Annotated in this window: 19 protein-coding genes; 9 read left to right on the forward strand and 10 right to left on the reverse strand. The window is 65.8% G+C overall.

The annotated features are described in order from the left end of the window. Positions 1 to 319: 319 nt before the first annotated feature. The gene (locus tag F7R26_RS17535; protein ID WP_150986882.1) at positions 320 to 2,644 is read right to left on the reverse strand and encodes an NADP-dependent malic enzyme; all 2,325 of its coding nucleotides are present in this window, start codon (positions 2,642 to 2,644) and stop codon (positions 320 to 322) included. A gap of 274 nt (positions 2,645 to 2,918) precedes the next feature. Here F7R26_RS17535 and thiL point away from each other — a divergent pair, with 274 nt between their 5' ends. The 3 genes from thiL (at position 2,919) to F7R26_RS17550 (ending at position 5,108) form a co-directional block, all read left to right on the forward strand. Continuing rightward, positions 2,919 to 3,899: a thiamine-phosphate kinase gene (gene thiL, locus F7R26_RS17540; RefSeq protein WP_150986881.1), complete on the forward strand. Its 981-nt coding sequence runs from the start codon at positions 2,919 to 2,921 to the stop codon at positions 3,897 to 3,899. A gap of 105 nt (positions 3,900 to 4,004) precedes the next feature. After that, complete coding sequence (locus tag F7R26_RS17545) at positions 4,005 to 4,571, forward strand: phosphatidylglycerophosphatase A family protein (RefSeq protein WP_150986880.1); 567 nt, start codon at positions 4,005 to 4,007, stop codon at positions 4,569 to 4,571. A gap of 39 nt (positions 4,572 to 4,610) precedes the next feature. Further along, on the forward strand, positions 4,611 to 5,108 hold the full coding sequence (locus F7R26_RS17550; protein WP_150986879.1) for a CinA family protein: 498 nt from the start codon (positions 4,611 to 4,613) through the stop codon (positions 5,106 to 5,108). A gap of 47 nt (positions 5,109 to 5,155) precedes the next feature. Here the strand turns inward: F7R26_RS17550 and pyrF are convergent, their stop codons facing one another. Then, a complete protein-coding gene (gene pyrF / locus F7R26_RS17555; RefSeq protein ID WP_150986878.1) occupies positions 5,156 to 5,974 on the reverse strand; it encodes an orotidine-5'-phosphate decarboxylase in 819 nt (272 codons plus the stop codon). Positions 5,975 to 6,757: 783 nt separating this feature from the next. On the opposite strand from pyrF, the gene corA reads away from it, so the two are divergent. Further along, on the forward strand, positions 6,758 to 7,720 hold the full coding sequence (corA, locus tag F7R26_RS17560; RefSeq protein WP_006162450.1) for a magnesium/cobalt transporter CorA: 963 nt from the start codon (positions 6,758 to 6,760) through the stop codon (positions 7,718 to 7,720). 39 nt (positions 7,721 to 7,759) lie between these two features. Here the strand turns inward: corA and mtgA are convergent, their stop codons facing one another. The 8 genes from mtgA to mpl form a co-directional block, all read right to left on the reverse strand. Continuing rightward, a complete protein-coding gene (gene mtgA, locus F7R26_RS17565; RefSeq protein ID WP_150986894.1) occupies positions 7,760 to 8,461 on the reverse strand; it encodes a monofunctional biosynthetic peptidoglycan transglycosylase in 702 nt (233 codons plus the stop codon). A gap of 92 nt (positions 8,462 to 8,553) precedes the next feature. Next, positions 8,554 to 9,429, reverse strand: coding sequence for a shikimate dehydrogenase (gene aroE, locus F7R26_RS17570; protein ID WP_150986877.1), 876 nt, complete (start codon positions 9,427 to 9,429; stop codon positions 8,554 to 8,556). 17 nt (positions 9,430 to 9,446) lie between these two features. After that, positions 9,447 to 10,316 carry an energy transducer TonB gene (locus tag F7R26_RS17575; protein ID WP_150986893.1) on the reverse strand — a complete coding sequence of 290 codons (870 nt, stop codon included), beginning with the start codon at positions 10,314 to 10,316 and terminating at the stop codon, positions 9,447 to 9,449. Between the two features lie 162 nt (positions 10,317 to 10,478). Then, positions 10,479 to 12,647, reverse strand: coding sequence for a ribonuclease catalytic domain-containing protein (locus tag F7R26_RS17580; protein ID WP_150986876.1), 2,169 nt, complete (start codon positions 12,645 to 12,647; stop codon positions 10,479 to 10,481). Between the two features lie 183 nt (positions 12,648 to 12,830). Continuing rightward, positions 12,831 to 13,571, reverse strand: a complete 741-nt coding sequence (gene fabG / locus F7R26_RS17585) for a 3-oxoacyl-ACP reductase FabG (RefSeq protein WP_150986875.1) — start codon at positions 13,569 to 13,571, stop codon at positions 12,831 to 12,833. A gap of 28 nt (positions 13,572 to 13,599) precedes the next feature. Then, positions 13,600 to 14,241, reverse strand: coding sequence for a chorismate--pyruvate lyase family protein (locus F7R26_RS17590; RefSeq protein WP_150986874.1), 642 nt, complete (start codon positions 14,239 to 14,241; stop codon positions 13,600 to 13,602). A 7-nt stretch (positions 14,242 to 14,248) separates the two neighbouring features. Beyond that, a complete protein-coding gene (locus F7R26_RS17595) occupies positions 14,249 to 14,887 on the reverse strand; it encodes a YqiA/YcfP family alpha/beta fold hydrolase (RefSeq protein ID WP_150986873.1) in 639 nt (212 codons plus the stop codon). 12 nt (positions 14,888 to 14,899) lie between these two features. Further along, entirely contained in the window at positions 14,900 to 16,297 is a 1,398-nt protein-coding gene (mpl, locus tag F7R26_RS17600) for a UDP-N-acetylmuramate:L-alanyl-gamma-D-glutamyl-meso-diaminopimelate ligase (RefSeq protein ID WP_150986872.1), read from the reverse strand. A 228-nt stretch (positions 16,298 to 16,525) separates the two neighbouring features. On the opposite strand from mpl, the gene F7R26_RS17605 reads away from it, so the two are divergent. The 5 genes from F7R26_RS17605 (at position 16,526) to accC (ending at position 20,770) form a co-directional block, all read left to right on the forward strand. After that, positions 16,526 to 17,239 (forward strand): UDP-N-acetylmuramate--alanine ligase, encoded by a 714-nt coding sequence (locus tag F7R26_RS17605; RefSeq protein WP_150986871.1) that lies wholly within the window; start codon positions 16,526 to 16,528, stop codon positions 17,237 to 17,239. A gap of 113 nt (positions 17,240 to 17,352) precedes the next feature. Next, positions 17,353 to 17,901 (forward strand): TlpA family protein disulfide reductase, encoded by a 549-nt coding sequence (locus F7R26_RS17610; RefSeq protein ID WP_150986870.1) that lies wholly within the window; start codon positions 17,353 to 17,355, stop codon positions 17,899 to 17,901. Between the two features lie 206 nt (positions 17,902 to 18,107). After that, a complete protein-coding gene (gene aroQ / locus F7R26_RS17615) occupies positions 18,108 to 18,602 on the forward strand; it encodes a type II 3-dehydroquinate dehydratase (RefSeq protein ID WP_193692088.1) in 495 nt (164 codons plus the stop codon). A 158-nt stretch (positions 18,603 to 18,760) separates the two neighbouring features. Then, entirely contained in the window at positions 18,761 to 19,219 is a 459-nt protein-coding gene (accB, locus tag F7R26_RS17620) for an acetyl-CoA carboxylase biotin carboxyl carrier protein (protein ID WP_150986869.1), read from the forward strand. A gap of 183 nt (positions 19,220 to 19,402) precedes the next feature. Then, positions 19,403 to 20,770: an acetyl-CoA carboxylase biotin carboxylase subunit gene (gene accC / locus F7R26_RS17625; protein WP_150986868.1), complete on the forward strand. Its 1,368-nt coding sequence runs from the start codon at positions 19,403 to 19,405 to the stop codon at positions 20,768 to 20,770. The last annotated feature ends 41 nt before the right edge of the window (positions 20,771 to 20,811 follow it).

Here is a 20,811-nt window from a genome sequence, read left to right on the forward strand (position 1 = left end):
TTGATTTGAGGACACCAACCAAACGATCCCGGCGCCGCTGCGCGGTTGCCGCGCCACCTAAACTGCCCATTTTGCCTGCGCCCCGGACGGCCTGCGCGTAAATCGACAGCTTTGTCGCGCGCGTGACGAGCGCGTACTTCAAAGGCATAAGGTTACGCCCATGCTAATAAATAATCAATCCCCGCCCCTGGGCAGAGTGGAAAACCTCAATTGTTTCAACATGTTAAGAAAATGTGTGCACACACTGACGGGGTGCCGGCGGCAGTAAAAAGACAATAAAAAAGCCGGGCAAGCCCGGCTTTTCAAGACTGACGGCGGTTTAGCGCTTGGCTGCTGCGTCCACCACCACCAGCGACGTCATATTGACGATACGCCGCACCGTGGCCGAAGGCGTCAGGATGTGGACAGGCGCCTTGACGCCGAGCAGGATCGGCCCGATCGCCACATTGTTGCCCGCCGCGACCTTGAGCAGGTTGTAAGCGATGTTGGCGGCGTCGATGTTCGGGCACACCAGCAGGTTGGCCTCGCCCTTGAGGGTGCCGTCCGGCACCAGCGTGTCGCGCAGCTTCGGATCCAGCGCGCAATCGCCATGCATTTCGCCATCCACCTCGAGATCCGGGGCGCGCTCGCGCAGGATCGCCAGGGTTTCGCGCATCTTCTGCGCCGAAGGCGCTTCGGATGTGCCGAAGTTGGAGTGCGACACCAGCGCCACCTTGGGGACGATGCCGAAGCGCTTGAGCTCTTCGGCGGCCATCAGGGTGATCTCCGCCAGTTGGCCAGCGGTCGGGTCAACGTTGACGTGGGTGTCGACCAGGAAAATCTGCCGGCCCGGCAGGACCAGCCCGTTCATCGCCGCATACACCTCGTTGGTGCCACCCAGGATCTGGTCGATATAGCGCAGGTGCGCGGCAGTCGTGCTGACCGTGCCGCAGATCATGCCATCGGCCTCGCCCTGCTTGACCAGCATCGCGCCGATCAGCGTGGTGCGGCGGCGCATTTCCAGCTTGGCGTACTGCTGGGTGATGCCCTGGCGGGCCATCATCTTGAAGTACGCCTCGGAGTAGTCGCGGAAACGTGCGTCGTGTTCCGGGTTGACCACGGTGAAGTCGATGCCGCCGCGCAGGCGCAGGCCAAAGCGCTCGATGCGATGAGCGATGACGGCCGGGCGGCCGACCAGGATCGGGTTGGCCAGCTTTTCATCGACGATCACCTGCACCGCGCGCAGCACACGCTCTTCCTCGCCCTCTGCGAAGACGATGCGCTTCTTTTCCATGTCGACCTGGCGGGCAGCCGCGTAGATCGGCTTCATCAGGGTGCCGGAGTGGTACACGAACTGCTGCAGCTGCAGGCGGTACGCGTCCATGTCCTTGATGGGGCGCGCGGCCACGCCGGACTTCATGGCGGCCTCGGCCACCGCCGGCGCGATCTTGACGATCAGGCGCGGATCGAACGGCTTGGGAATCAGGTACTCGGGGCCGAAGGACAGGTCCTGGATGCCATAGGCGGTGGCGACGATGTCGCTCTGCTCCTGGCGGGCCAGTTCCGCAATCGCATGCGCCGCGGCGACTTCCATCTCACGCGTGATGGTGGTGGCGCCGCAGTCCAGCGCGCCGCGGAAGATGAAGGGGAAGCACAGGACGTTGTTGACCTGGTTCGGGTAGTCGGTACGGCCGGTGGCGATCACCGCGTCCGGACGAACTTCCTTGACCAGCTCCGGCAGGATTTCCGGGTTAGGGTTAGCCAGGGCCAGCACCAGCGGCTTGTCGGCCATGCGCTGGACCATGTCCTGCTTGAGCACGCCGGCAGCGGACAGGCCGAGGAAAATATCGGCGCCATCGATCACTTCTGCCAGCTTGCGCTTGTCGGTCTTTTGCGCAAAGCGGGCCTTTTCCGGGTCCATCAGCTCGGCGCGGCCTTCATAGACCACGCCCGCCAGGTCGGTCACCCAGATGTTCTCGATCTTCATGCCGAGGTCGAGCAGCAGGTCCAGGCAAGCCAGCGCCGCAGCACCCGCGCCGGAAGCCACCAGCTTGACCTTGCTGATATCTTTGCCGACCACGGTCAGGCCATTGACCACGGCCGCGCCGACCACGATGGCGGTGCCATGCTGGTCATCGTGGAAGACGGGAATCTTCATGCGCTCGCGCAGCTTGCGCTCAACGTAGAAGCACTCGGGTGCCTTGATGTCTTCCAGGTTGATACCGCCGAAGGTGGGCTCGAGCGCGGCGATGATCTGCACCAGCTTCTCGGGGTCCTTCTCATCGAGTTCGATGTCGAACACGTCGATGCCGGCGAATTTCTTGAACAAGCCTGCCTTGCCTTCCATCACCGGCTTGGAAGCCGCCGGGCCGATATCACCCAGGCCCAGCACCGCGGTGCCGTTGGTGATCACGCCGACCAGGTTGCCGCGCGCGGTGTAGCGGAATGCATTGAGCGGATCGGCGACGATTTCCTCGCAGGCGTAGGCCACGCCCGGCGAGTACGCCAGGGCCAGGTCGCGCTGGTTGGATAGCGGCTTGGTCGGCGTAACGGAGATCTTGCCCGGGGTCGGAAACTCGTGATATTCCAGGGCAGCTTTGCGCAGCGCCTCACGCTGCTGCTGCTTCAGGTCGTCTTGGGGCGTGGGCTGCTGGGGACTGGTCATCGGCGCATCTTCCGGTCGGTGGAGCCGTTAATCACGTATGGGACACGAAATGGCGGGTCGGCTCCACGTACCCGCAGTCTCTTCCTTTGGAACCTGACATTTTATATTGTGAAATATTATTTCACAATAAGCGTTTTGCGCGAGGCACCTTTGCGTTTCGGTACAATATGCCGCATGCCGCCAGCGCTGAACAGCAGGGCGAAACCCGCAGCGGCCGCGACCCGGCGAGGTTTCCCTGGCCCATAGCAGAATCTCCGCCGCCCCGATCCCCTTCATGCCCGATTCCTCCAGCGCCCAGCTCTCCGAGTTCGACCTGATCCGCCGCTTTTTTACCCGGCCCGCACAAAAAGCGGTACTGGGCGTGGGCGACGATTGCGCACTGATTGAAGGGCGCCCCGGCCACCACCTTGCCATCAGCACCGACATGCTGGTCAGCGGACGGCACTTCTTTCCGGACGTGGCGCCGCGCTCACTTGGCCACAAGGCGCTGGCGGTCAACCTGTCCGACCTGGCTGCCATGGGCGCCGAGCCCCGCGCCTTCACACTAGCGCTGGCGCTGCCCGACGCGCAAGCCGCATGGCTGTCCGAACTGGCCGCTGGCATGCTGGAGCTGGCCGACGCCCACGGCTGCGAGCTGATCGGCGGCGACACCACGCGCGGCCCGCTGACGCTGAGCCTGACGGTGTTCGGCGACGTACCTGTGCATAAGGCGCTGCGACGCGATGCCGCACGCCCCGGCGACGATATCTGGGTCTCCGGCACGCTTGGCGATGCCCGCCTGGCGCTAGGCGACTTCCGTGGCGAATGGCTGCTGCCCGAACCGGACTTCAGCCAGGTGCGCCCGCACATGGACACGCCAACGCCACGCATCGCGCTGGGCATGGCGCTCCGCGGTGTGGCCCATGCGGCACTCGATATTTCCGACGGCCTGGTCGGCGACCTCGGCCATATCCTGGAACGCTCCCAGGTCGGCGCCCTGCTCGATGTCGACGCCCTGCCCCGCTCGACGGTGCTGGCCAGCCAGCCGGAGGCGCGCCAGCTGGAATGCACCCTGGCCGGCGGCGACGACTACGAACTCTGCTTTACCGCTCCCGTGGGCGAGCGCGACCACATTGCCGCCATCGGCACGCGGCTCGGGCTGGCGCTGACGCGTGTCGGCACGATCACGCCCGAGGCTGGCCTGCGCCTGGTTGACCGCGACGGCAATCCGAGCGCTTACAAAGGCACCAGCTTCGACCACTTCGCTTCCCCCTGACAAGCCTGCGGCCGCCGTGTCATCATGCAGCCATGCGGGGCGCCAGACCCTGCCCGGACACACCGTCCGGCACAAATCCACCCGAACCAGACGAGCCAATCCCTGATGTCCGCCTACCCGCCCGGGCCTACCGCGCACGATCCCGCCCTGACCCTGGAAGCCGGCCAGGCTGCCAAGGTCACGCGCCCTACGGCGCGTTTCATGCTCTCGCACCCTGCTCACCTGATCGCGCTGGGCTTCGGCTCGGGGCTTTCGCCGGTTGGGCCGGGCACGGTCGGCACGCTGTACGCGTGGCTGTCCTACCTGGTGATCTCGATGTGGGTGCGGCCGGAAACCTGGCTGTGGCTGATCGTCGGCGGCTTCGTGCTGGGGCTCTGGGCCTGCGCCCGCACCGCGCGCGACATGGGTGTGTTCGACCACGGCAGCATGGTCTGGGACGAGATCGTGGCGTTCTGGCTGGTCATGGCCTTCGTCATGCCGACCGGCTTCTGGGGCCAGCTTGCGGCGTTCCTGTGGTTCCGCCTGTTCGATATCGTCAAGCCGGCGCCCATCGGACATCTCGACCGGACCCTCAAGGGGCCCGGCCTGCGCGGCGGCTTCGGCGTGATGTTCGACGACATCATGGCCGCCTTCTACACGCTGCTGGTGTTCGCCCTGTGGCGTTCGCTGTGATCAATCATTCCCCCCAACCTATCTACTGAATCCACCATCATGCCCGTCAGCCGCTTGCTCGACCAACTCGCCGTCCAGGTCGGAATCTCCCTGAACGAGAAGTCGCTGTTGCTCGCCACCGCGGAATCCTGCACGGGTGGCCTGGTGGCCGCTGCCATTACCGATGTATCGGGTTCGTCAGGGTGGTTCGAGCGGGGCTTCGTCACGTACTCGAACGAGGCCAAGTCGACCATGCTGGGCGTGCCGGCCAGGCTGATTCGCGATCATGGCGCGGTCAGCGAGGAAGTGGCGCGCGCCATGGCCGAAGGCGCCCTGCTCAACAGCCGCGCCCAGGTGGCGTTGTCGATCACCGGTGTGGCCGGGCCAACCGGCGGCACGCCGGAAAAGCCCGTGGGCATGGTGTGCTTCGGCTGGAGCAACCGCATCACCACCAATGTGGAGACGCAGCGCTTTCGCGGCGACCGGCAGCAGATCCGCCGCCAGGCTGCGGAATACGCGATTCGCGGCCTGCTCGAGCTGGTCCGCAACGAAGCCTGAGGGCTCAGGCACGCGCGTCGCCGGCAAGCCGCCGGCGACGCGGCGGTTCAGCCCTGACGGAAGCGGTTGATGGTTTCGCGCGTTTGCAGCGCAACGTTGCGTGCGGCGGCCGCGAAATCCTTCTCGCGGCTGGCATAGAGGATGGCGCGCGACGAATTGATCATCATGCCGGTGCCAGCGCCGGTGCGCCCGGCCCGGACGGTGGCCTCGATGTCGCCGCCCTGGGCGCCGATGCCGGGGATCAGCAGCGGCATGTCGCCCACGATCTCGCGCACCTTGGCAATCTCCGCGGGGAAGGTCGCCCCCACCACCAGCGCCATCTGCCCATTGGTATTCCAGCGCGTGGCGGCCGCCTCGGCCACCACCTGGTACACCGGCTTGCCATCCACCGGCAGGAACTGCACGTCGGAGCCGCCCGGGTTGGAAGTGCGGCACAGCACGATCACGCCGCGATCCGGATAGGCCAGGTACGGCTCCAGCGAATCCAGGCCCATGTAGGGATTGACCGTGACTGCGTCCGCCCGGTAACGCTCGAAGGCTTCGATGGCGTACTGCTGCGCGGTCGAACCGATGTCGCCGCGCTTGGCGTCCAGGATCACGGGAATCCCGGGGTGGGCGTCATGGATATAGGCGATCAGCTGTTCGAGCTGGTCTTCGGCGCGCTGCGCCGCGAAATAGGCGATCTGCGGCTTGAAGGCGCAGACCAGGTCGGCGGTGGCGTCGACGATCTCGCGGCAAAAGGAAAAGATCGCGCCGCCCGTGCCCGTCATGGACAGGGGCAGCTTGCCCGGATCGGGGTCTAGCCCGACGCAGAGGAGGGAATCGTTGCGCTGCCAGGCTGCAGCCAGCTGCTCGGTGAAGGTCATGGGATGCTCGCTAATCTGGGTCGGCCGCGTCGGCTGCGCGCCGGGCTTGTCAAGCCGGGTCGGCGCTCCCCCGCGGCAACAGTCGTTCCCGCGATTTTACCCGCTGTGTGCGCTCTTCTGCCGTTCTTCCTCGATACAAGGAGCGGCGCCGTACACAGCGGCCGGCCGGGGCCTGGGCACGCAAATGATGAAATGCGGCCAGATGGATGTGCGCCGCCATGGCCTCGGTGCTGCTCAAGCCGCTATTGCAACGCGGGCGCCAGAGCGCGCGGGCGGCATAACAACGCACTGCGCGCCGGCGCCTCGCCTTCACCCACATTTCACTTAACAAGCCCCCCCTCGTTGGGCTACACTCGCGGCCATCATAATCCCGGAGAAACTACGTGGGCAGTAGCATCGGGTGTTCGTGTTGCCGCAGCCAGATTGCGATCGCACCGAATGCCATGTCACTGCGGGCTGCGTAACGACGACCGCCGGAGCCGGCTTTATCCCGCTCCATCGCCTCGTCGGACTCGCCCGCAGCACATACTGCGGGTGAGTGTTCTTCCGTGTCCCTGACGGCCGCCGCCGCGCGCGCCGCTTAGTCCCGGACTAATCCCTCCCCCGGCTTGCCAGCCATGAACGGCAAACGCCATCGCCTTGCGCGCCCTTCAAGCGCACAGCGCGATCACGCTTGCCAGCGGCCCTGAGCTTCGCCGTTTTCGCGCGAAGCATGGGCTCGCCCCATGGCCGGCGAGCCAAGCCTGCGCGTTTCTTCGCCAAACGCAACAAGGAAGCCCTGGGATGATCAACCTGTTCGTCCTGCAGAAAGGCCGGCTCGCACAGGAGCAGGTCGACGATCGCAATGAACTTCTGCAGCACAAGCCGATCTGGATCGATGTCATCAGCCCCGATGACGAGGAACTCGCCTGGATCAAGGAAGCCTACGGCGTAGCCTTGCCGGAGCTGGAAGACCTGGGCGACCTGGAAGCCTCGGCCCGCTACTTCGAAGGCGAGGACGAGAACATCCATATCCGCACCGACTTCCTGCTCGATGAGGAAGACATCTCGCGCAACGTGCGCGTGGCGTTCGTGCTCACGCGCGACGTGCTGTTCTCCATTCACGACGAAGACCTGCCGGTGTTCCGGCTGGTGCGGTTGCGCGCCCGCATGCGCCCGGGCTCGGTGCGCAACGCCAAGGACGTGCTGATGGACCTGTACGCCACCGATGCGGAATATTCGGCGGACTCCATCGAGGAAGTCTACGAGCGGCTGGAGGAAGCCAGCAAGCGCGTGCTGGCGGAGAACGTGACCGATGCCGCGGCGGCCGACGTGCTGGAAACCATCGCCCGCGAAGAAGACTTGAACGGCCGCATCCGCCGCAACGTGATGGACACGCGCCGCGCGGTCTCCTTCCTGATGCGCAGCCAGCTGCTGTCGGCCGAGCAGCAGGACGAAGCCCGCCAGATCCTGCGCGACATCGACTCCATCGAGAACCACACCGCGTTCCTGTTCGACAAGATCAACTTCCTGATGGACGCCACGGTCGGCTTCATCAACATCAACCAGAACAAGATCATCAAGCTGTTCTCGGTGGTCTCGGTGGCGCTGATGCCGCCCACGCTGATCGCCAGCATCTACGGCATGAACTTCAAGTTCATGCCGGAGCTGGACTGGGCCGCGGGTTATCCTTGGGCCATCGCGCTGATGGCCGTGTCGGCCGCGATCCCGCTGGTGTACTTCAAGCGCAAGGGCTGGCTAAGCTGAACGGCGCGTAAACCGCACCTGGACCGCGCCGCCGCGAACTCAGTCGGGCAGCGTGGCCGCGCCCATGCGGCGCGCGATGATGTTGGCCTTGACCTTGAAGTTCACGCGCACATTGGCGCAGTACTCCTTCTTGTCGAAGCACTTCGGGGCCGGCAACGCCGCGGCCAGGCGTGCTGCCTGGCCCACACTCAGCTTGGCGGCGCTGGTCTTGAAGTAATGCTGGGCAGCGGCCTCCACGCCGAACACGCCCTCGCCCCACTCCACCGAATTCAAATAGATCTCGTAGATGCGCTGCTTGTCGAGCCAGAACTCGAGCATCCAGGTAATGGCCAGCTCCTGGCCTTTGCGCAGGTAGTGCTGCTCGGACGAAAGGAAGAGGTTCTTGGCCAGTTGCTGCGTGATGGTGGAGCCGCCACGCACGATATGCCCGCGCTTCTTGTTGCGCTCCCAGGCATCGAGCATGGAATCGAGCTCGTAGCCTGGATGGTTGACGAAATCGGCGTCCTCGCTGGCGATCACCGCGCGCTTGAGGTTGCGGGAGATATCGTCATAGCCGACCCAGCGGCGGTCCACCTGGCAGCTCCAGAACTGGAAGCCGCACAGACGCCACTGCTCTGCCCGCATGAACGCCGTGGATGACGGGTTCACGGTTTGCCAGGCAGCGATCTGCAGGAAGAAATACACCTGCATGGCCAGCACGCCGGCGATCAGCGTGCCAAGCAGGTAGGCGAGCCAGCGCAGCGGGTTGAGGCCGCCGCCCCTGCCGCCTTGAGCCGCCCCGGGACGGGCGGTGTGCTTGCGCTCAGCCATGTTCGAGCCAGCCGGCCGGCGCTTTAGCGCGCGGCTTCGGCCTGCAGCGCCGCGCGCAGCGTTGCCAGCACGGGCGCGGTGGCGGGCCGCACACCCCGCCAGTTGTAGAAAGCCTCGGCGGCCTGCTCGACCAGCATGCCCAGCCCGTCGCTGGTGCGCGCGCCACATTGGGCGGCGAACTTCAGGAATACGGTGGGCTCCGCGCCGTACATCATGTCGTAGGCGAGCACGTCCTTGCCCAGCAGTTCCGCAGGCACCGGCGGCAACTCGCCCTGCAGGCTGCTGCTGGTGGCGTTGATGACCACGTCGCAGGCGTCTTCATCGGTCAAACCCGCCAGTGCGTCAAAACCACCGCCCCACAGCTCCACGCCATACTCGTCCGCTTGCTGGGCCACGTTTTCCAGGATATCGCTGGCGCGCTGGGGCGTGCGGTTAGCCACCACGATGCGGTCCGGCCGGCAGGCGATCAGCGGCAGCATGGCGCCCATGGCGGCGCCGCCCGCACCCAGCAGCAGGATGCGCTTGCCTTCGAGCAAGGTATCGAGGTTGACCTCGATGTCGCGCGTGAGGCCGACGCCGTCGGTGTTGTCACCGTGGATCACGCCGTCCTCGATCCACATGGTATTGACCGCGCCCGCGCTCTCGGCGCGCGGCGTCAGGCGCTCGGCGAGGTCGTAGGCTTCGAGCTTGAACGGCACGGTCACGTTCAGGCCGTGGCCGCCGCCGTCAAAGAAGGCGCGCACGGTGGCAACGAACCCATCGAGCGGCGCCAGCAGGCGCTCGTACTCGACGGCCTCGCCGGTCTGCTGCGCGAATGCGGCATGGATGGCGGGAGAGCGGCTGTGCGCGATGGGGTTGCCGATCACGACGTAACGGTCGGCGGGAGTCTGGGATTGCATAGTGTCAGGTGATGGCGTCATCGGGACTGCAGGCGAGTTTCCAGCCCACTGCGCGAAAACTTGAATGTAGAGATCACTTCGAGAATGTCCTGGCGCGCTTGCATCTGCGCCGTGAACCCGCCGAACGGCGCCGCCGCCCGCACGATGGCAACCGCCTGGCGGTCCAGCACGGGATCGCCCGAACTCTTGACCACGTCGATGGCGTCGATGTTGTAGCCATCGCGGTTATAGCCAAGCCGGCCCTGCCGGTTGACGTTGATCACCAGGATCAGTTGCCCGTAGATCGGCTTGCCATTGCGCTGGGGGAAATCGGTGGTGCCGCGCGCTTCGATCTTCTGGCGAAGGCGGTCGTAGTACTGCGCGTATTCCACTTCCTGCGCGCTGGTGGCGGTGAGCTGGTAGCGCTTGGGCCGCTTGGCGTATTGCTCGAGGTTGCGGCCGATCTCGGCTTCGAGCTTGGCCATCTCGTCCAGCGAGGTGCGTTCGTCCTGGCCGCGCAGCGGGTTTTCCACGCGCTGCTGGCCTGGCTTGAGCGGCTGGCTGTGCACGGACGGCGCGGCTTCGCGCGACTGCGTCATCAGGCGCTGCTGCTCCTGCTCCATCTGCTCCACGCGGCGCTGCATCTGGCGCACCAGATCGCCGTCCTTGGTGACGGTCTGTGCCGGCAGCGGCGTGGTGGCGCGCTGCTGGTCGTGCTCGCCACCGCCGTCGAGGTTGGCCTGGGCCAGCACGGTGGGGTTCTGCGGGCGCTGCGCCGATTTGGAATTGACCAGCACCACATCGAGCGCGGCATCGGTGCGCTTGATCTCGAACGCCTCCGGCGCCACGACGCGCACGGTCAGCAGCAAGGCATGGGCCAGCAACGAGACGACCAGCGCCTTGGCCATCGTGCTGCTGGCGTTCCACCACTGGCGGGGAGAAAAAGCGGCTTTCACGATGGGCGGGACGTTGGCTGGGAAGCGTCGATCGGGCGAGACTGGGGCCGGAGTCCATGGGACCCCGGGGTCAGACTGCGATTGTAAGGGAGCGCCTCGTTTTTTCCGAGGAACTCAGCCTGCGCCGCCGGTGCCGGTGTCGCGCGTGTCCGACGCAGCGCCTTCGCTTGTGGCAGCTGCAGCACTCGCAGCTTCGTCATCGCCGGCTTCCCCGGTTGCAGCGTCAGCCTCACCTTCGGCTGCCCCTTCAGTTGCCCCTTCGGCCGCACCCTCGGCAGCGGCTTCGGCAGCCTCCTCGGCCGCGGCTTCAGCGGCGGCTTGCGCCGATACTTCGCCGGCTTCGTCGTCCCGCTCCATCTCCTCCTGCGGCAGCTCGCCTTCGCCGGCAAACACCTCCAGGACGCGGCATGACACTTCCAGCGAGATCTCGTCGATCGCGCCGATCTCCAGCAGCACCTGGGTGCCGCGCGATGCCTGCATCAACTCCGGCACACGCGTGACCAGCGGGATCTCGGCAAAGCGCACCGCGCCTTCCTTGAGCACCGAGCCCATCAGGCGCTCGCGCTTTTCCTGCTGCAGCCAGCGCAGGCACCAGTAGCGCTCCATGGTCGACTGGTGGTCGGCATACGCGGCGTAGGTACCTTCGAAATCCGCGACCGCGGCCAGCAGGTCCGAATCCTTGGGCTTGAACGGCGCCACCAGCTTGGCCGTGATGCCATGCTGGGCGACTGTCAGGATCTGCCACTGGTTGACCAGGTCGACATAGCGGCGCAGCGGCGAGGTGCTCCACGCATATTGCGCCACGCCCAGCCCCTCGTGGGGCGCCGGGTAGGTCTGCATGCGGGTGCGGTTCATGCCCCAGGCCTTTTGCGTGCGGTAGATACCCGGCACACCGTTGTCGGCAAGCAGCTTGCCCCAGGTGCTGTTGGCCAGGATCATCAGCTCGGCCACGATCTTGTCGAGCGGGGAGCCGCGGCGGCGCTGCTCGATGCGCACGCGTTCGCCGCCGTCTTCCAGCAGGTCGATGTAGAAGCTGTAGTCGGCGCGGTTGTGCGACTCGGGACGCAGCCCGCTGGCCAGACGCGCCTTCTGGCGTTCGTCGTGCAGCCAGCCGGAGAAATGGAACAGCTGGGTCAGCGCATCGCGGAACGGGTAATCGCCGGTGCCAGCGGCCAGCGCGGCCTCGGTCACCACATCCTCAAGCAGGTTGTGGCGCAGGTTGGCCGCGATCTTGACCAGCTCGGCGCGGGTCTCGCTGCTGACGATCATCTGCAGGGCCGGGTCGTAGACCACGTACAGCGACAGGGCCGGGCATTCGCGCCCTTCCTGCAGCGTGTAGCGCTCGACCACCGAATCCGGCAGCATGGTGATCTTGTCGCCGGGGAAATAGACTGTCGACAGGCGATGGCGCGCTACCGCATCGAGCGGCTCGCCACGGCGGATGCCCAGGCCGGGCGCCGCGATATGGATGCCCACGCGGATCTTGCCGCCGTCCAGCGGCGTGACCGACAGCGCATCGTCAATCTCGGTGGTGGTGACGTCATCGATGGAGAACGCCTCCACATCCGCGCGCGGCAGGTCGCCGACGGGTTCCGGCACGGCCACGTCGGGAAAGCCGGTGCCCTTGGGAAAGCATTCGGAGAGGAACTTGGCCTCATGCAGCGCGCGCGGGCTGGCAATGCCGCCCACCGCCACCATCAGCCGCATCGGCGACATGCCTAGCGCGGTGCAGGCGGCGTCCATCGCCTTGTATTCGAGGCTGTTCTTGTCGGGCTTGAACAGCAGTTGCAGTGCCTTGCCACGGAACGCTTCGGGCAAGGTCAGGGCCTTGAGCTGGTTTTCGTACTCGGCCTGCACCAGGGCTTGCTGCTTCTTGCGCTCGAGCGCGGCGAGCGCGGCCTTCAACTGGTCTTCCGGCGCGCGCTGGTAGCGCCCGCGGCCCTTGCGGCGGAAATAGACCGGATTGCCGTGCAGCGTCTGCGCCAGCGCGGCTTGCTGCACCACGCTCGCACCCGCGCCGTAGTACTCGGCCGCCAGGTCGACAAAACCGAACTCGTCCTCCGATGCGCATTCCCACAGGAATTCCAGATCGACCTCGCCGACCAGGTCGGCGGTCTGGCGCAACAGCTCGATCGCCGACGGCTGCGCGAACTGCAGCAATACGTCGCGCGACTTGACCTTGGTGCGCTTGCCCGCGGGCAGCTCCACCTGGTACGACTCGCCCTGCTGGGTCAGCACGGTGCCGGCGCGAATCTCGCCGCCTTCTTCGAACAGCAACTGCATGGATCGGTACTTTCAGAAATGCCGGGAACCGCACTTGGCAAACCAAGCACCCTGGCGCTTTGTGACGCCTGCGGGAACGGCCCGGTGAGAGAAATGGTGCAAGGCCGCCTTCAGGCAAGGCGGCAACCGGACCTGAGATGATACCGCACCGCGCCGGCTGCAAGCCCGGCGCAGGGCGGGTTGTTACAGCGACATGCCGCCGCTGGCCTCGATCGCCACGCCATTCACGTAGCTGGCATCGTCGCTGGCAAGGAAGTTGTAGATGCTGGCGATTTCGGCCGGCTCGGCCAGACGGCGCAGCCAGCAGGACGATTTCATGCCGTCCAGCACCTTCTCCGGCACGGTCTGCAGGATCTCGGTGGCGACGAAGCCCGGGCACACCGCGTTGACGCGCACGCCCTTGGGGCCCAGTTCGCGCGCCCACGTCTTGGTGAAGCCGATCACACCGAACTTGCTGGCCGCATAGTTGGTCTGGCCGAAGTTGCCGTACAGGCCAACCACGCTGGACGCATTGAGAATCACGCCTTTGCCCTGCTCGGTCATGATGTCGGCCACGGCCTGGGCGCAGTTGAAGACGCCCTTGAGATTGACGTCGATCACCGCGTCGAACTGGGCTTCAGTCATCTTGGTCAGGCGCGCATCCTTGGTGATGCCTGCGTTATTGACGAGGATGTCGACGCGGCCGTGCCTGGCCAGCGTAGCCGCCACCATGGCGTCGACCTCGTCGCGGCGCGTCACATCGACCTTGTAGGCGCTCACGGTGGCGCCTGAAGCGGCGAGCGTCTCGGCGGCAGCGCGCACGCGCTCCTCCTGCACGTCGCAAAGCACCACCAGCGCACCTTCCGCGGCAAAGCGCTGCGCGGTGGCAAAACCGATCCCGGCGGCAGCGCCGGTGATGATGGCAACACGTCCCTGCAATTTCATGATGGTCGTCTCTTCTTCTTGGTCGCGATTATCGATTGGGGGAAAACTCTTGCTCTGGATGGCTACCTGGCGGCTTCTGGGTGGAACCGCTCAGTTCCGGCGCCGGCCGCGCCAGCAGGTCGGGCAGGAATACCTCGGTCACCAGCATGACGCCATCGCCACGCCGGAAGGCTGAGCGCCGCGCGGGCAATACCGACGACGCAGCGAGCTCCCGCATGGCCGGCACGGCTAGTTCCAGCCGGCGCCGCAGCGGGTGATGCGCAAGCAGGCGTGCGAAGGCAAACGGCTCGCGCCGCACGCGGGGATCGACGAACAGCGCGCCGCCCAGCGGGCGCTCGCCCAGGCCGCGCAGGAACGGCCAGTCACGCCGGGCATGGTCGGGCTTCACCACGGTGTGGGCAAAGATGGCCGGCGTCCCGTCACAGATCAGCAGCACCTCGCGCGCCAGCGCGCGGCGGCGGGCCGGCAGCCCCAGCGCCTGCCATTCATCGGCAAGGGCGAGTTCCATGCGCTGCGCCAGGCGGCGCACCCGGAAAGCGTCCGACGCTGCCACCAGCCGGGCGGTGAGCGAGCCATCACCGGTCACCCAGCGGCGCAGGTTAGCGCTGATGGTGGGATCTTCGGGTAGATGGGCGTGCCAGCCACTGCGGCGCAGATGCGCCCCGTTCATGCCGCGCTCATGCCCGTGGCTCCAGGTCGATGGGGTCGATGGCGTCGCCCTGGCTGATCTGGCCATCGGGCCCATAGCCGCAGAAAGCGAGGACTTCGTCGACGTAGTCGGCAAATTCGCTGATGCCGTGGTCGCTGCCCTCGATGACGCGCGTGTGCGCGCCGGGAAAGGCCGCCAGCATCTCGCGGTAGTCCAGCACCTCGTCGCCGGTCGCAGCCATCAGGAAATAGCGCTCCGGCCGGGTGATGGGATCGACCCGCAGCGCCAGCAGTTCATCCAGATGGTGGCGCTCCACCCGCACCGAGCCGCCACCGTGCCAGAGCGGCTGGTCGCCCAGGTGACGCTCCAGGTCGGTCCAGGGATGCACCGCCGGGTTGAGCAGCACCGCGCGGCAGCCGTGACGCTCGGCCAGCCAGCGCGCATAGAAGCCACCCAGCGACGAGCCGATGATGGTGAGCGGCTGCGCGCCACCGGCCTGCGAGGCCGCGATGGCCGCTTCGGCCTGGGCGATGGCCTGGGCCGGCGACACATTCAGCACCGGGCAAGCGTAATAGCGTCCCACGCCCCATTCACGCATGCGCTCCTGGACCAGGCGCGCCTTGAAGGACTGTGGAGACGAGCGGAAACCGTGCAGGTATAGCAGCATGCCAGGCCCCGCTCAGGCGCAAGCACCTGCGGCAAAGGCGTCCAGCAGCTTCTGATGGACGCCGCCGAAGCCGCCGTTGCTCATGACCAGCACATGGTCGCCCGGGCGCGCGGCGGCTCGCACCGCGCGGACCAGCTCGGGAAGGTCGCTGAAGGCGGCCGCGCGCTCGCCCAGCGGCGCCAGCGATTCGGCCAGGTCCCAGCCCAGGGCATCCTTGCCGCTGGCCGCGCCATACCCGAACACCAGGTCAGCCGTCTCGAGGCTGGCCGGGAGCTGCGCCTTCATCACGCCCAGCTTCATGGTGTTGGAGCGCGGCTCCAGGACCGCCAGGATGCGCGCCGCGCCGACCCGCTTGCGCAGGCCGTCGAGCGTGGTCTGGATCGCCGTGGGATGGTGGGCAAAGTCGTCATAGACCGTGATGCCATTGACCACGCCACGCACTTCCATGCGGCGCTTCACATTCGCGAAGCGCGACAAGGAATCGATGGCCTGCGGCGCCGGCACGCCCACATGGCGGGCAGCCGCAATCGCAGCCAGCGCATTCATCCTGTTGTGCGTGCCTTGCAAGGCCCAGCTGAGCCGGCCTTGCAGCACGTCGCCGAACCAGACATCGAAACTGTCCTGGGTCGTGCTGTCGCCGGTGGCATCGCCTTCGGCGGGCTCGCCCGCACGCCAGTCGCCGATGCCGAATTGCTCGGTCTCGCTCCAGCAGCCGCGCTCCAGCACGCGCGCCAGGCTTTCCTCAAAACCGTTGACGATCAACCGGCCCTGCTCCGGCACGGTGCGCACCAGATGATGGAACTGGGTCTCGATGGCGGCAAGATCGGGGAAGATGTCGGCGTGATCGTATTCCAGGTTGTTCAGGATGGCGGTGCGCGGACGGTAGTGGACAAACTTGCTGCGCTTGTCGAAGAACGCCGTATCGTACTCATCGGCCTCGATCACGAAGAAGTCGGACTCGGTCACCCGCGCCGACACGCCAAAGTTCTGCGGCACGCCGCCCACCAGGAAGCCCGGCTGGTAGCCGGCATCTTCCAGGATCCAGGCCAGCATGGAGGTGGTGGTGGTCTTGCCGTGGGTGCCCGCCACCGCCAGCGTCCATTTGCCGCGCAGCACATGCTCCCCGAGCCACTGCGGGCCGGAGACATAAGGCAGGTTGCGGTTGAGAATGGCCTCCATCAGCGGATTGCCGCGCGACACCACATTGCCGATGACGAACAGGTCCGGCTCCAGTGCCAGCTGGCCGGGATCGAAGCCCTCGATCAGTTCGATGCCCTGCGCCTCGAGCTGCGTGCTCATCGGCGGGTAGACATTGGCATCGCATCCGGTGACGCGATGGCCAGCCTGCTTGGCAAGCACGGCCAGCCCGCCCATGAATGTGCCGCAGATACCGAGGATGTGAATATGCATGGGATTTAGGATTGGGCAGGCCAGGGCGGCCGGGCCGGGTTGCTTCTGGATGGAAAGAATTGTACCTGAGGGGGTAACGGCGAAGCCGTGCGGGAAAGGCCCGCGGCCGGGCACGGCAGAATTCCGGGCCGGCGCGTTCGCCCAAGGAATCTCCCCGCAACCGGCCACTCTAAAAAGCAAAACCTGACCCTAGCGCGCAGGCCTCGATCCCTCCGGTATCATCCCCCCATGCCCCGCCGCCCCACCCTCGACCCCATCCGCCTGCGCGAGGAAATCGCCCAGGCTGCCGCCCGCATGATCGCGGAAGATGGCACCGACTACGCCACGGCCAAGCGCAAGGCCGCGCGGCAACTGCTGGGCGACGTGCGCGTGGCGGGCGAGTGGCTCCCCGACAACGAGGCTGTGGAGGCGGAAGTCCGTCTCTATCAGGCATTGTTCCACTCGGAGAGCCAGCCCCGCGTCCTGGCGCTGCTGCGCCGGCTGGCTGTGCTTGCGATGCGCGACCTTGCCGTATTCCGCCCCTACCTGGCCGGGGCTGTGCTCAACGGCACCGCCACCGAGCATTCCGACGTCTACCTGCAGTGCTTCTGCGACAGCCCCAAGGATCTCACCCTGCACCTGCTCAACGCTGGCGTGGACTTCGACACCAGCGAGACCCGGCACTTCGCCGGCCGCGGCGAGGTCGAGACCCTGAGTTTCCTGTGGAAGGGACAGTGGCCGGCCATGCGCGACGCGCGCCTGCTGGCTGGAGAGATCCGTGCGGAACTTGGCCAGCCCGTCGGCATTCATATAGCGCTGTATGATGCGGATGACGAACGCGGCGCAGTCCGGGCCGCGGCCGGCGGCCGGGTTGCCCGTGCCGATGTGGATGCGGTGCTGGCACTGCTGGCCGCCGCCGAAGCGGCGGCACCCCAGGTGCCCGACGCACCCGCGGCGGCCTGAGCGCCAGCCTTGACCCGGAGCGCGAGCGAGGCCGGCCGCAGGCCATGCGCACCAAGCCTATGGGGCCATCCGGGTTCTTACCTCTACCATCAGCCGCTATCTTTCTTGCTGCCATGACCTCTTCCACCAGCACTCCTGTCCGCCGCAGCCGCCTCTGGGCCTGGCTTGCCGTTGCCGTCGTGGCTGCCGCCGCGGGCGCGCTGGCCGGGCACTATGTGTTTTCGCCCAAGCCGGCATCCGACGAGGCCGTCGAGACGTTCCTGCGCACGCAACTGCCAGATCCGGATGGCACCCAGATCAACTTCGCGCAACTTCGTGGAAAAACGGTGGTTGTGAACTTCTGGGCACCCTGGTGCGGTCCCTGCGTGGAAGAAATGCCCGACCTGAACGCGTTGCATAAGGAATACACGGGACGAAAAGTGGAATTTGTCGGCATCGGCATCGATTCCGCCAACAATATCCAGCAGTTCATCAAGAAGATCCCCGTCTCCTACCCACTGGCCGTGGCCGGTTTTGCCGGTACGGAACTCTCGCGCAACTTTGGCAACGCGGCCGGTGGCCTGCCCTATACAGTGATCATTGCGCCAGATGGCACGGTCAGCTACCGCAAAATGGGCAGGGTTTCCCCTGACGAGCTGCGCGCCGCGCTGCCTCGCGGCTAGCCATAAGATTCTTGATTTGAGGCGAATTTCTCCTAATCTTGATCGATCATCAGGTAATTTGATCGAAACACGATTCCGCGGCCTCAAAGTGCGGAATCGTGCCTGAAAACTCGCCTGCTTCGAAGCTGCCGATGTCTACGCTGCTAGACAAATCACTCTAAGCTACGGTAATCTCCGCGCAATTTCGTTGAAATGGTCGAGCCGCCGTGATCGATACACCTCCCGAACGCCGCTCTCCCCGCTACCGCAAGGTGCTGGTCCTGCACGGACCGAACCTGAATTTGCTGGGCACGCGGGAGCCGGAAACCTATGGGTACACGAAACTAGCCGATATCGACCTGGCCCTCGCGCAGCGAGCCCGCCAGACCGGCATCGCCCTGGCTACGTTTCAGTCCAACCATGAGGGTGCGCTGGTGGATCGTATCCATGCCGCGCGCGACGAGGGCGTGGATTTCATCATCATCAACCCGGCCGCCTATACGCATACCAGCGTAGCGCTGCGCGATGCACTGGCCGGGGTGGCGATTCCGTTTGTGGAAGTCCACTTGTCGAACGTGCATCGGCGCGAGAACTTCCGTCATCACTCTTACTTCTCCGATGTGGCGATCGGAGTGATCTGCGGACTTGGCTGGCAGGGGTATCTGCTGGCGCTGGACTATGCCCTCGGGCAGGAGCTGGAACAGGCGAAGCCCAAGGCCTGATCCGCACGTTGATGTCTTAAACCGTTACCGCGCCCCCGGCGCCTGCCCCGCCGCCATGTTTGCGGCGGGCCACGGCAGCCCGCCGGAGGCGTCAGTTTTTCCCGGACGCAGCCACCAGAGCGGTGGCCGCCGGACAACCCGATTCAGGAGGATAGAAGATGGACCTGCGCAAGCTGAAGACGCTGATCGACCTGGTGGCCGAGTCCGGCATCTCCGAGCTGGAAGTCACCGAAGGCGAAGGCAAGGTGCGGATCGTCAAGGCGCCGCCGCAGGTCATCGCTGCGCCGATGGCCATGCAACCGATGCAGGCACTGCCCCCGGCCGCCGCGCCGGCCGCGATGCCCGTCGCCGGTAGCGAGCCGGCCGCGCCGCAACTGCCGGTCGGCCATGTCGTGACGTCGCCGATGGTCGGCACCTTCTATCGCGCACCGTCGCCGGGCGCCGCGTCGTTCGTCAATGTGGGCGATACCGTCAAGGAAGGCCAGACGGTTTGCATCATCGAAGCGATGAAGCTGCTCAACGAGATCGAGTCGGACAAGGCTGGCGTGATCAAGGAAATCCTGGTCGAGAATGGCCAGGCGGTGGAATACGGCCAGCCGCTGTTCATCATCGGCTGAAACTGACCGGCATGCCGCGCCGCCCGCAGCCTGCGCCGGAGTTCTCCGGCCAGCCACGGCGGCGACGGCCACCGGGCGTTCCTCGTCCCGGTGCCAGCACCCCCGCCTGCACTCCGGCTGCCCTCGCCGGGGATGCCACGATCCGCCGCGGTGGGACCGCCTTTCTCCTCGCAGAGAGTGACTATGTTTGAAAAAATTCTGATCGCGAATCGCGGTGAAATCGCCCTTCGCATCCAGCGCGCCTGCCGCGAGCTCGGCATCAAGACTGTGGTGGTGTATTCGGAAGCCGACAAGGAAGCCAAGTACGTCAAGCTGGCCGACGAAGCCGTCTGTATCGGCCCGGCGCCCTCGCCGCTGTCTTACCTCAACATGCCGGCCATCATCTCGGCCGCCGAGGTGACCGACGCGCAAGCCATCCACCCCGGCTACGGCTTCTTGTCGGAAAACGCCGACTTCGCCGAACGCGTGGAAAAGTCCGGTTTCGTCTTCATCGGCCCGACTTCCGAGAGCATTCGCCTGATGGGCGACAAGGTCTCGGCCAAGCAGGCCATGATCAAGTCCGGCGTGCCGTGCGTGCCGGGTTCCGAAGGCGCCCTGCCCGACGACCCCAAGGAAATCCTGGCAATCGCACGCACCGTCGGCTATCCGGTCATCATCAAGGCAGCTGGCGGCGGCGGTGGCCGCGGCATGCGCGTGGTGCACACCGAGGCCGCCCTGGTCAATGCGGTCAACATGACGCGCGAGGAGGCCGGCCGCGCCTTCGGCAACCCGGAGGTCTACATGGAGAAATTCCTGGAGAACCCCCGGCACGTCGAGATCCAGATCCTGGCCGACCAGCATCGCCAGGCAATCTGGCTGGGCGAGCGCGACTGCTCGATGCAGCGCCGCCACCAGAAGGTCATCGAAGAAGCACCTGCGCCGCACATCCCGCGCCGCCTGATCGAGCGCATCGGCGATCGCTGCGCCGAGGCATGCAAGAAGATTGGCTACCGTGGCGCCGGCACCTTCGAATTCCTGTACGAGAACAACGAGTTCTACTTCATCGAGATGAACACGCGCGTACAGGTCGAGCACCCGGTCACCGAGATGATCACCGGCATCGACATCGTGCAGGAGCAGATCCGCATCGCCTTTGGCGAGAAGCTGCGCTGGCGCCAGAAGGACGTGCAGCTGCGCGGCCACTCGATCGAATGCCGCATCAACGCCGAGGACCCGTTCAAGTTCACGCCGTCGCCCGGGCGCATCACCGCGTGGCACATGCCCGGCGGTCCCGGCGTGCGGGTCGACTCGCACGCGTATGATGGCTACTTCGTGCCGCCCAACTACGATTCGATGATCGGCAAGATCATCACCTACGGCGCCACCCGCGAGCAGGCCATCGCCCGCATGCGGATCGCGCTGTCGGAAATGGTGGTGGATGGCATCCAGACCAACGTACCGCTGCACCGTGAGCTGATGCTCGATGCCAACTTCGTCGAAGGCGGCACCAGCATTCACTATCTCGAGCACCGCCTGGCCCAGAAGAACGTGGCCAAGGGCGGCAAGATCTGAAGCCCCGGCGCGGCCAGTCATAACTGATCGACAAGGATCGC

The sequence above is a fragment of the Cupriavidus basilensis genome, from assembly GCF_008801925.2.
GTDB classification, from domain to species: domain Bacteria; phylum Pseudomonadota; class Gammaproteobacteria; order Burkholderiales; family Burkholderiaceae; genus Cupriavidus; species Cupriavidus basilensis.

Coding starts and splice junctions, on each gene's coding strand:
- F7R26_RS17580 (WP_150986876.1), bottom strand. CDS start 12,647: ATGCAGTTGCTGTTCGAAGAAGGCGGCGAGATTCGCGCCGGCACCGTG.
- mpl (WP_150986872.1), bottom strand. CDS start 16,297: ATGCATATTCACATCCTCGGTATCTGCGGCACATTCATGGGCGGGCTG.
- F7R26_RS17595 (WP_150986873.1), bottom strand. CDS start 14,887: ATGCTGCTATACCTGCACGGTTTCCGCTCGTCTCCACAGTCCTTCAAG.
- fabG (WP_150986875.1), bottom strand. CDS start 13,571: ATGAAATTGCAGGGACGTGTTGCCATCATCACCGGCGCTGCCGCCGGG.
- F7R26_RS17590 (WP_150986874.1), bottom strand. CDS start 14,241: ATGAACGGGGCGCATCTGCGCCGCAGTGGCTGGCACGCCCATCTACCC.
- F7R26_RS17605 (WP_150986871.1), top strand. CDS start 16,526: ATGCCCCGCCGCCCCACCCTCGACCCCATCCGCCTGCGCGAGGAAATC.
- accC (WP_150986868.1), top strand. CDS start 19,403: ATGTTTGAAAAAATTCTGATCGCGAATCGCGGTGAAATCGCCCTTCGC.
- F7R26_RS17550 (WP_150986879.1), top strand. CDS start 4,611: ATGCCCGTCAGCCGCTTGCTCGACCAACTCGCCGTCCAGGTCGGAATC.
- pyrF (WP_150986878.1), bottom strand. CDS start 5,974: ATGACCTTCACCGAGCAGCTGGCTGCAGCCTGGCAGCGCAACGATTCC.
- thiL (WP_150986881.1), top strand. CDS start 2,919: ATGCCCGATTCCTCCAGCGCCCAGCTCTCCGAGTTCGACCTGATCCGC.
- corA (WP_006162450.1), top strand. CDS start 6,758: ATGATCAACCTGTTCGTCCTGCAGAAAGGCCGGCTCGCACAGGAGCAG.
- F7R26_RS17535 (WP_150986882.1), bottom strand. CDS start 2,644: ATGACCAGTCCCCAGCAGCCCACGCCCCAAGACGACCTGAAGCAGCAG.
- F7R26_RS17545 (WP_150986880.1), top strand. CDS start 4,005: ATGTCCGCCTACCCGCCCGGGCCTACCGCGCACGATCCCGCCCTGACC.
- accB (WP_150986869.1), top strand. CDS start 18,761: ATGGACCTGCGCAAGCTGAAGACGCTGATCGACCTGGTGGCCGAGTCC.
- aroE (WP_150986877.1), bottom strand. CDS start 9,429: ATGCAATCCCAGACTCCCGCCGACCGTTACGTCGTGATCGGCAACCCC.
- F7R26_RS17575 (WP_150986893.1), bottom strand. CDS start 10,316: ATGGCCAAGGCGCTGGTCGTCTCGTTGCTGGCCCATGCCTTGCTGCTG.
- F7R26_RS17610 (WP_150986870.1), top strand. CDS start 17,353: ATGACCTCTTCCACCAGCACTCCTGTCCGCCGCAGCCGCCTCTGGGCC.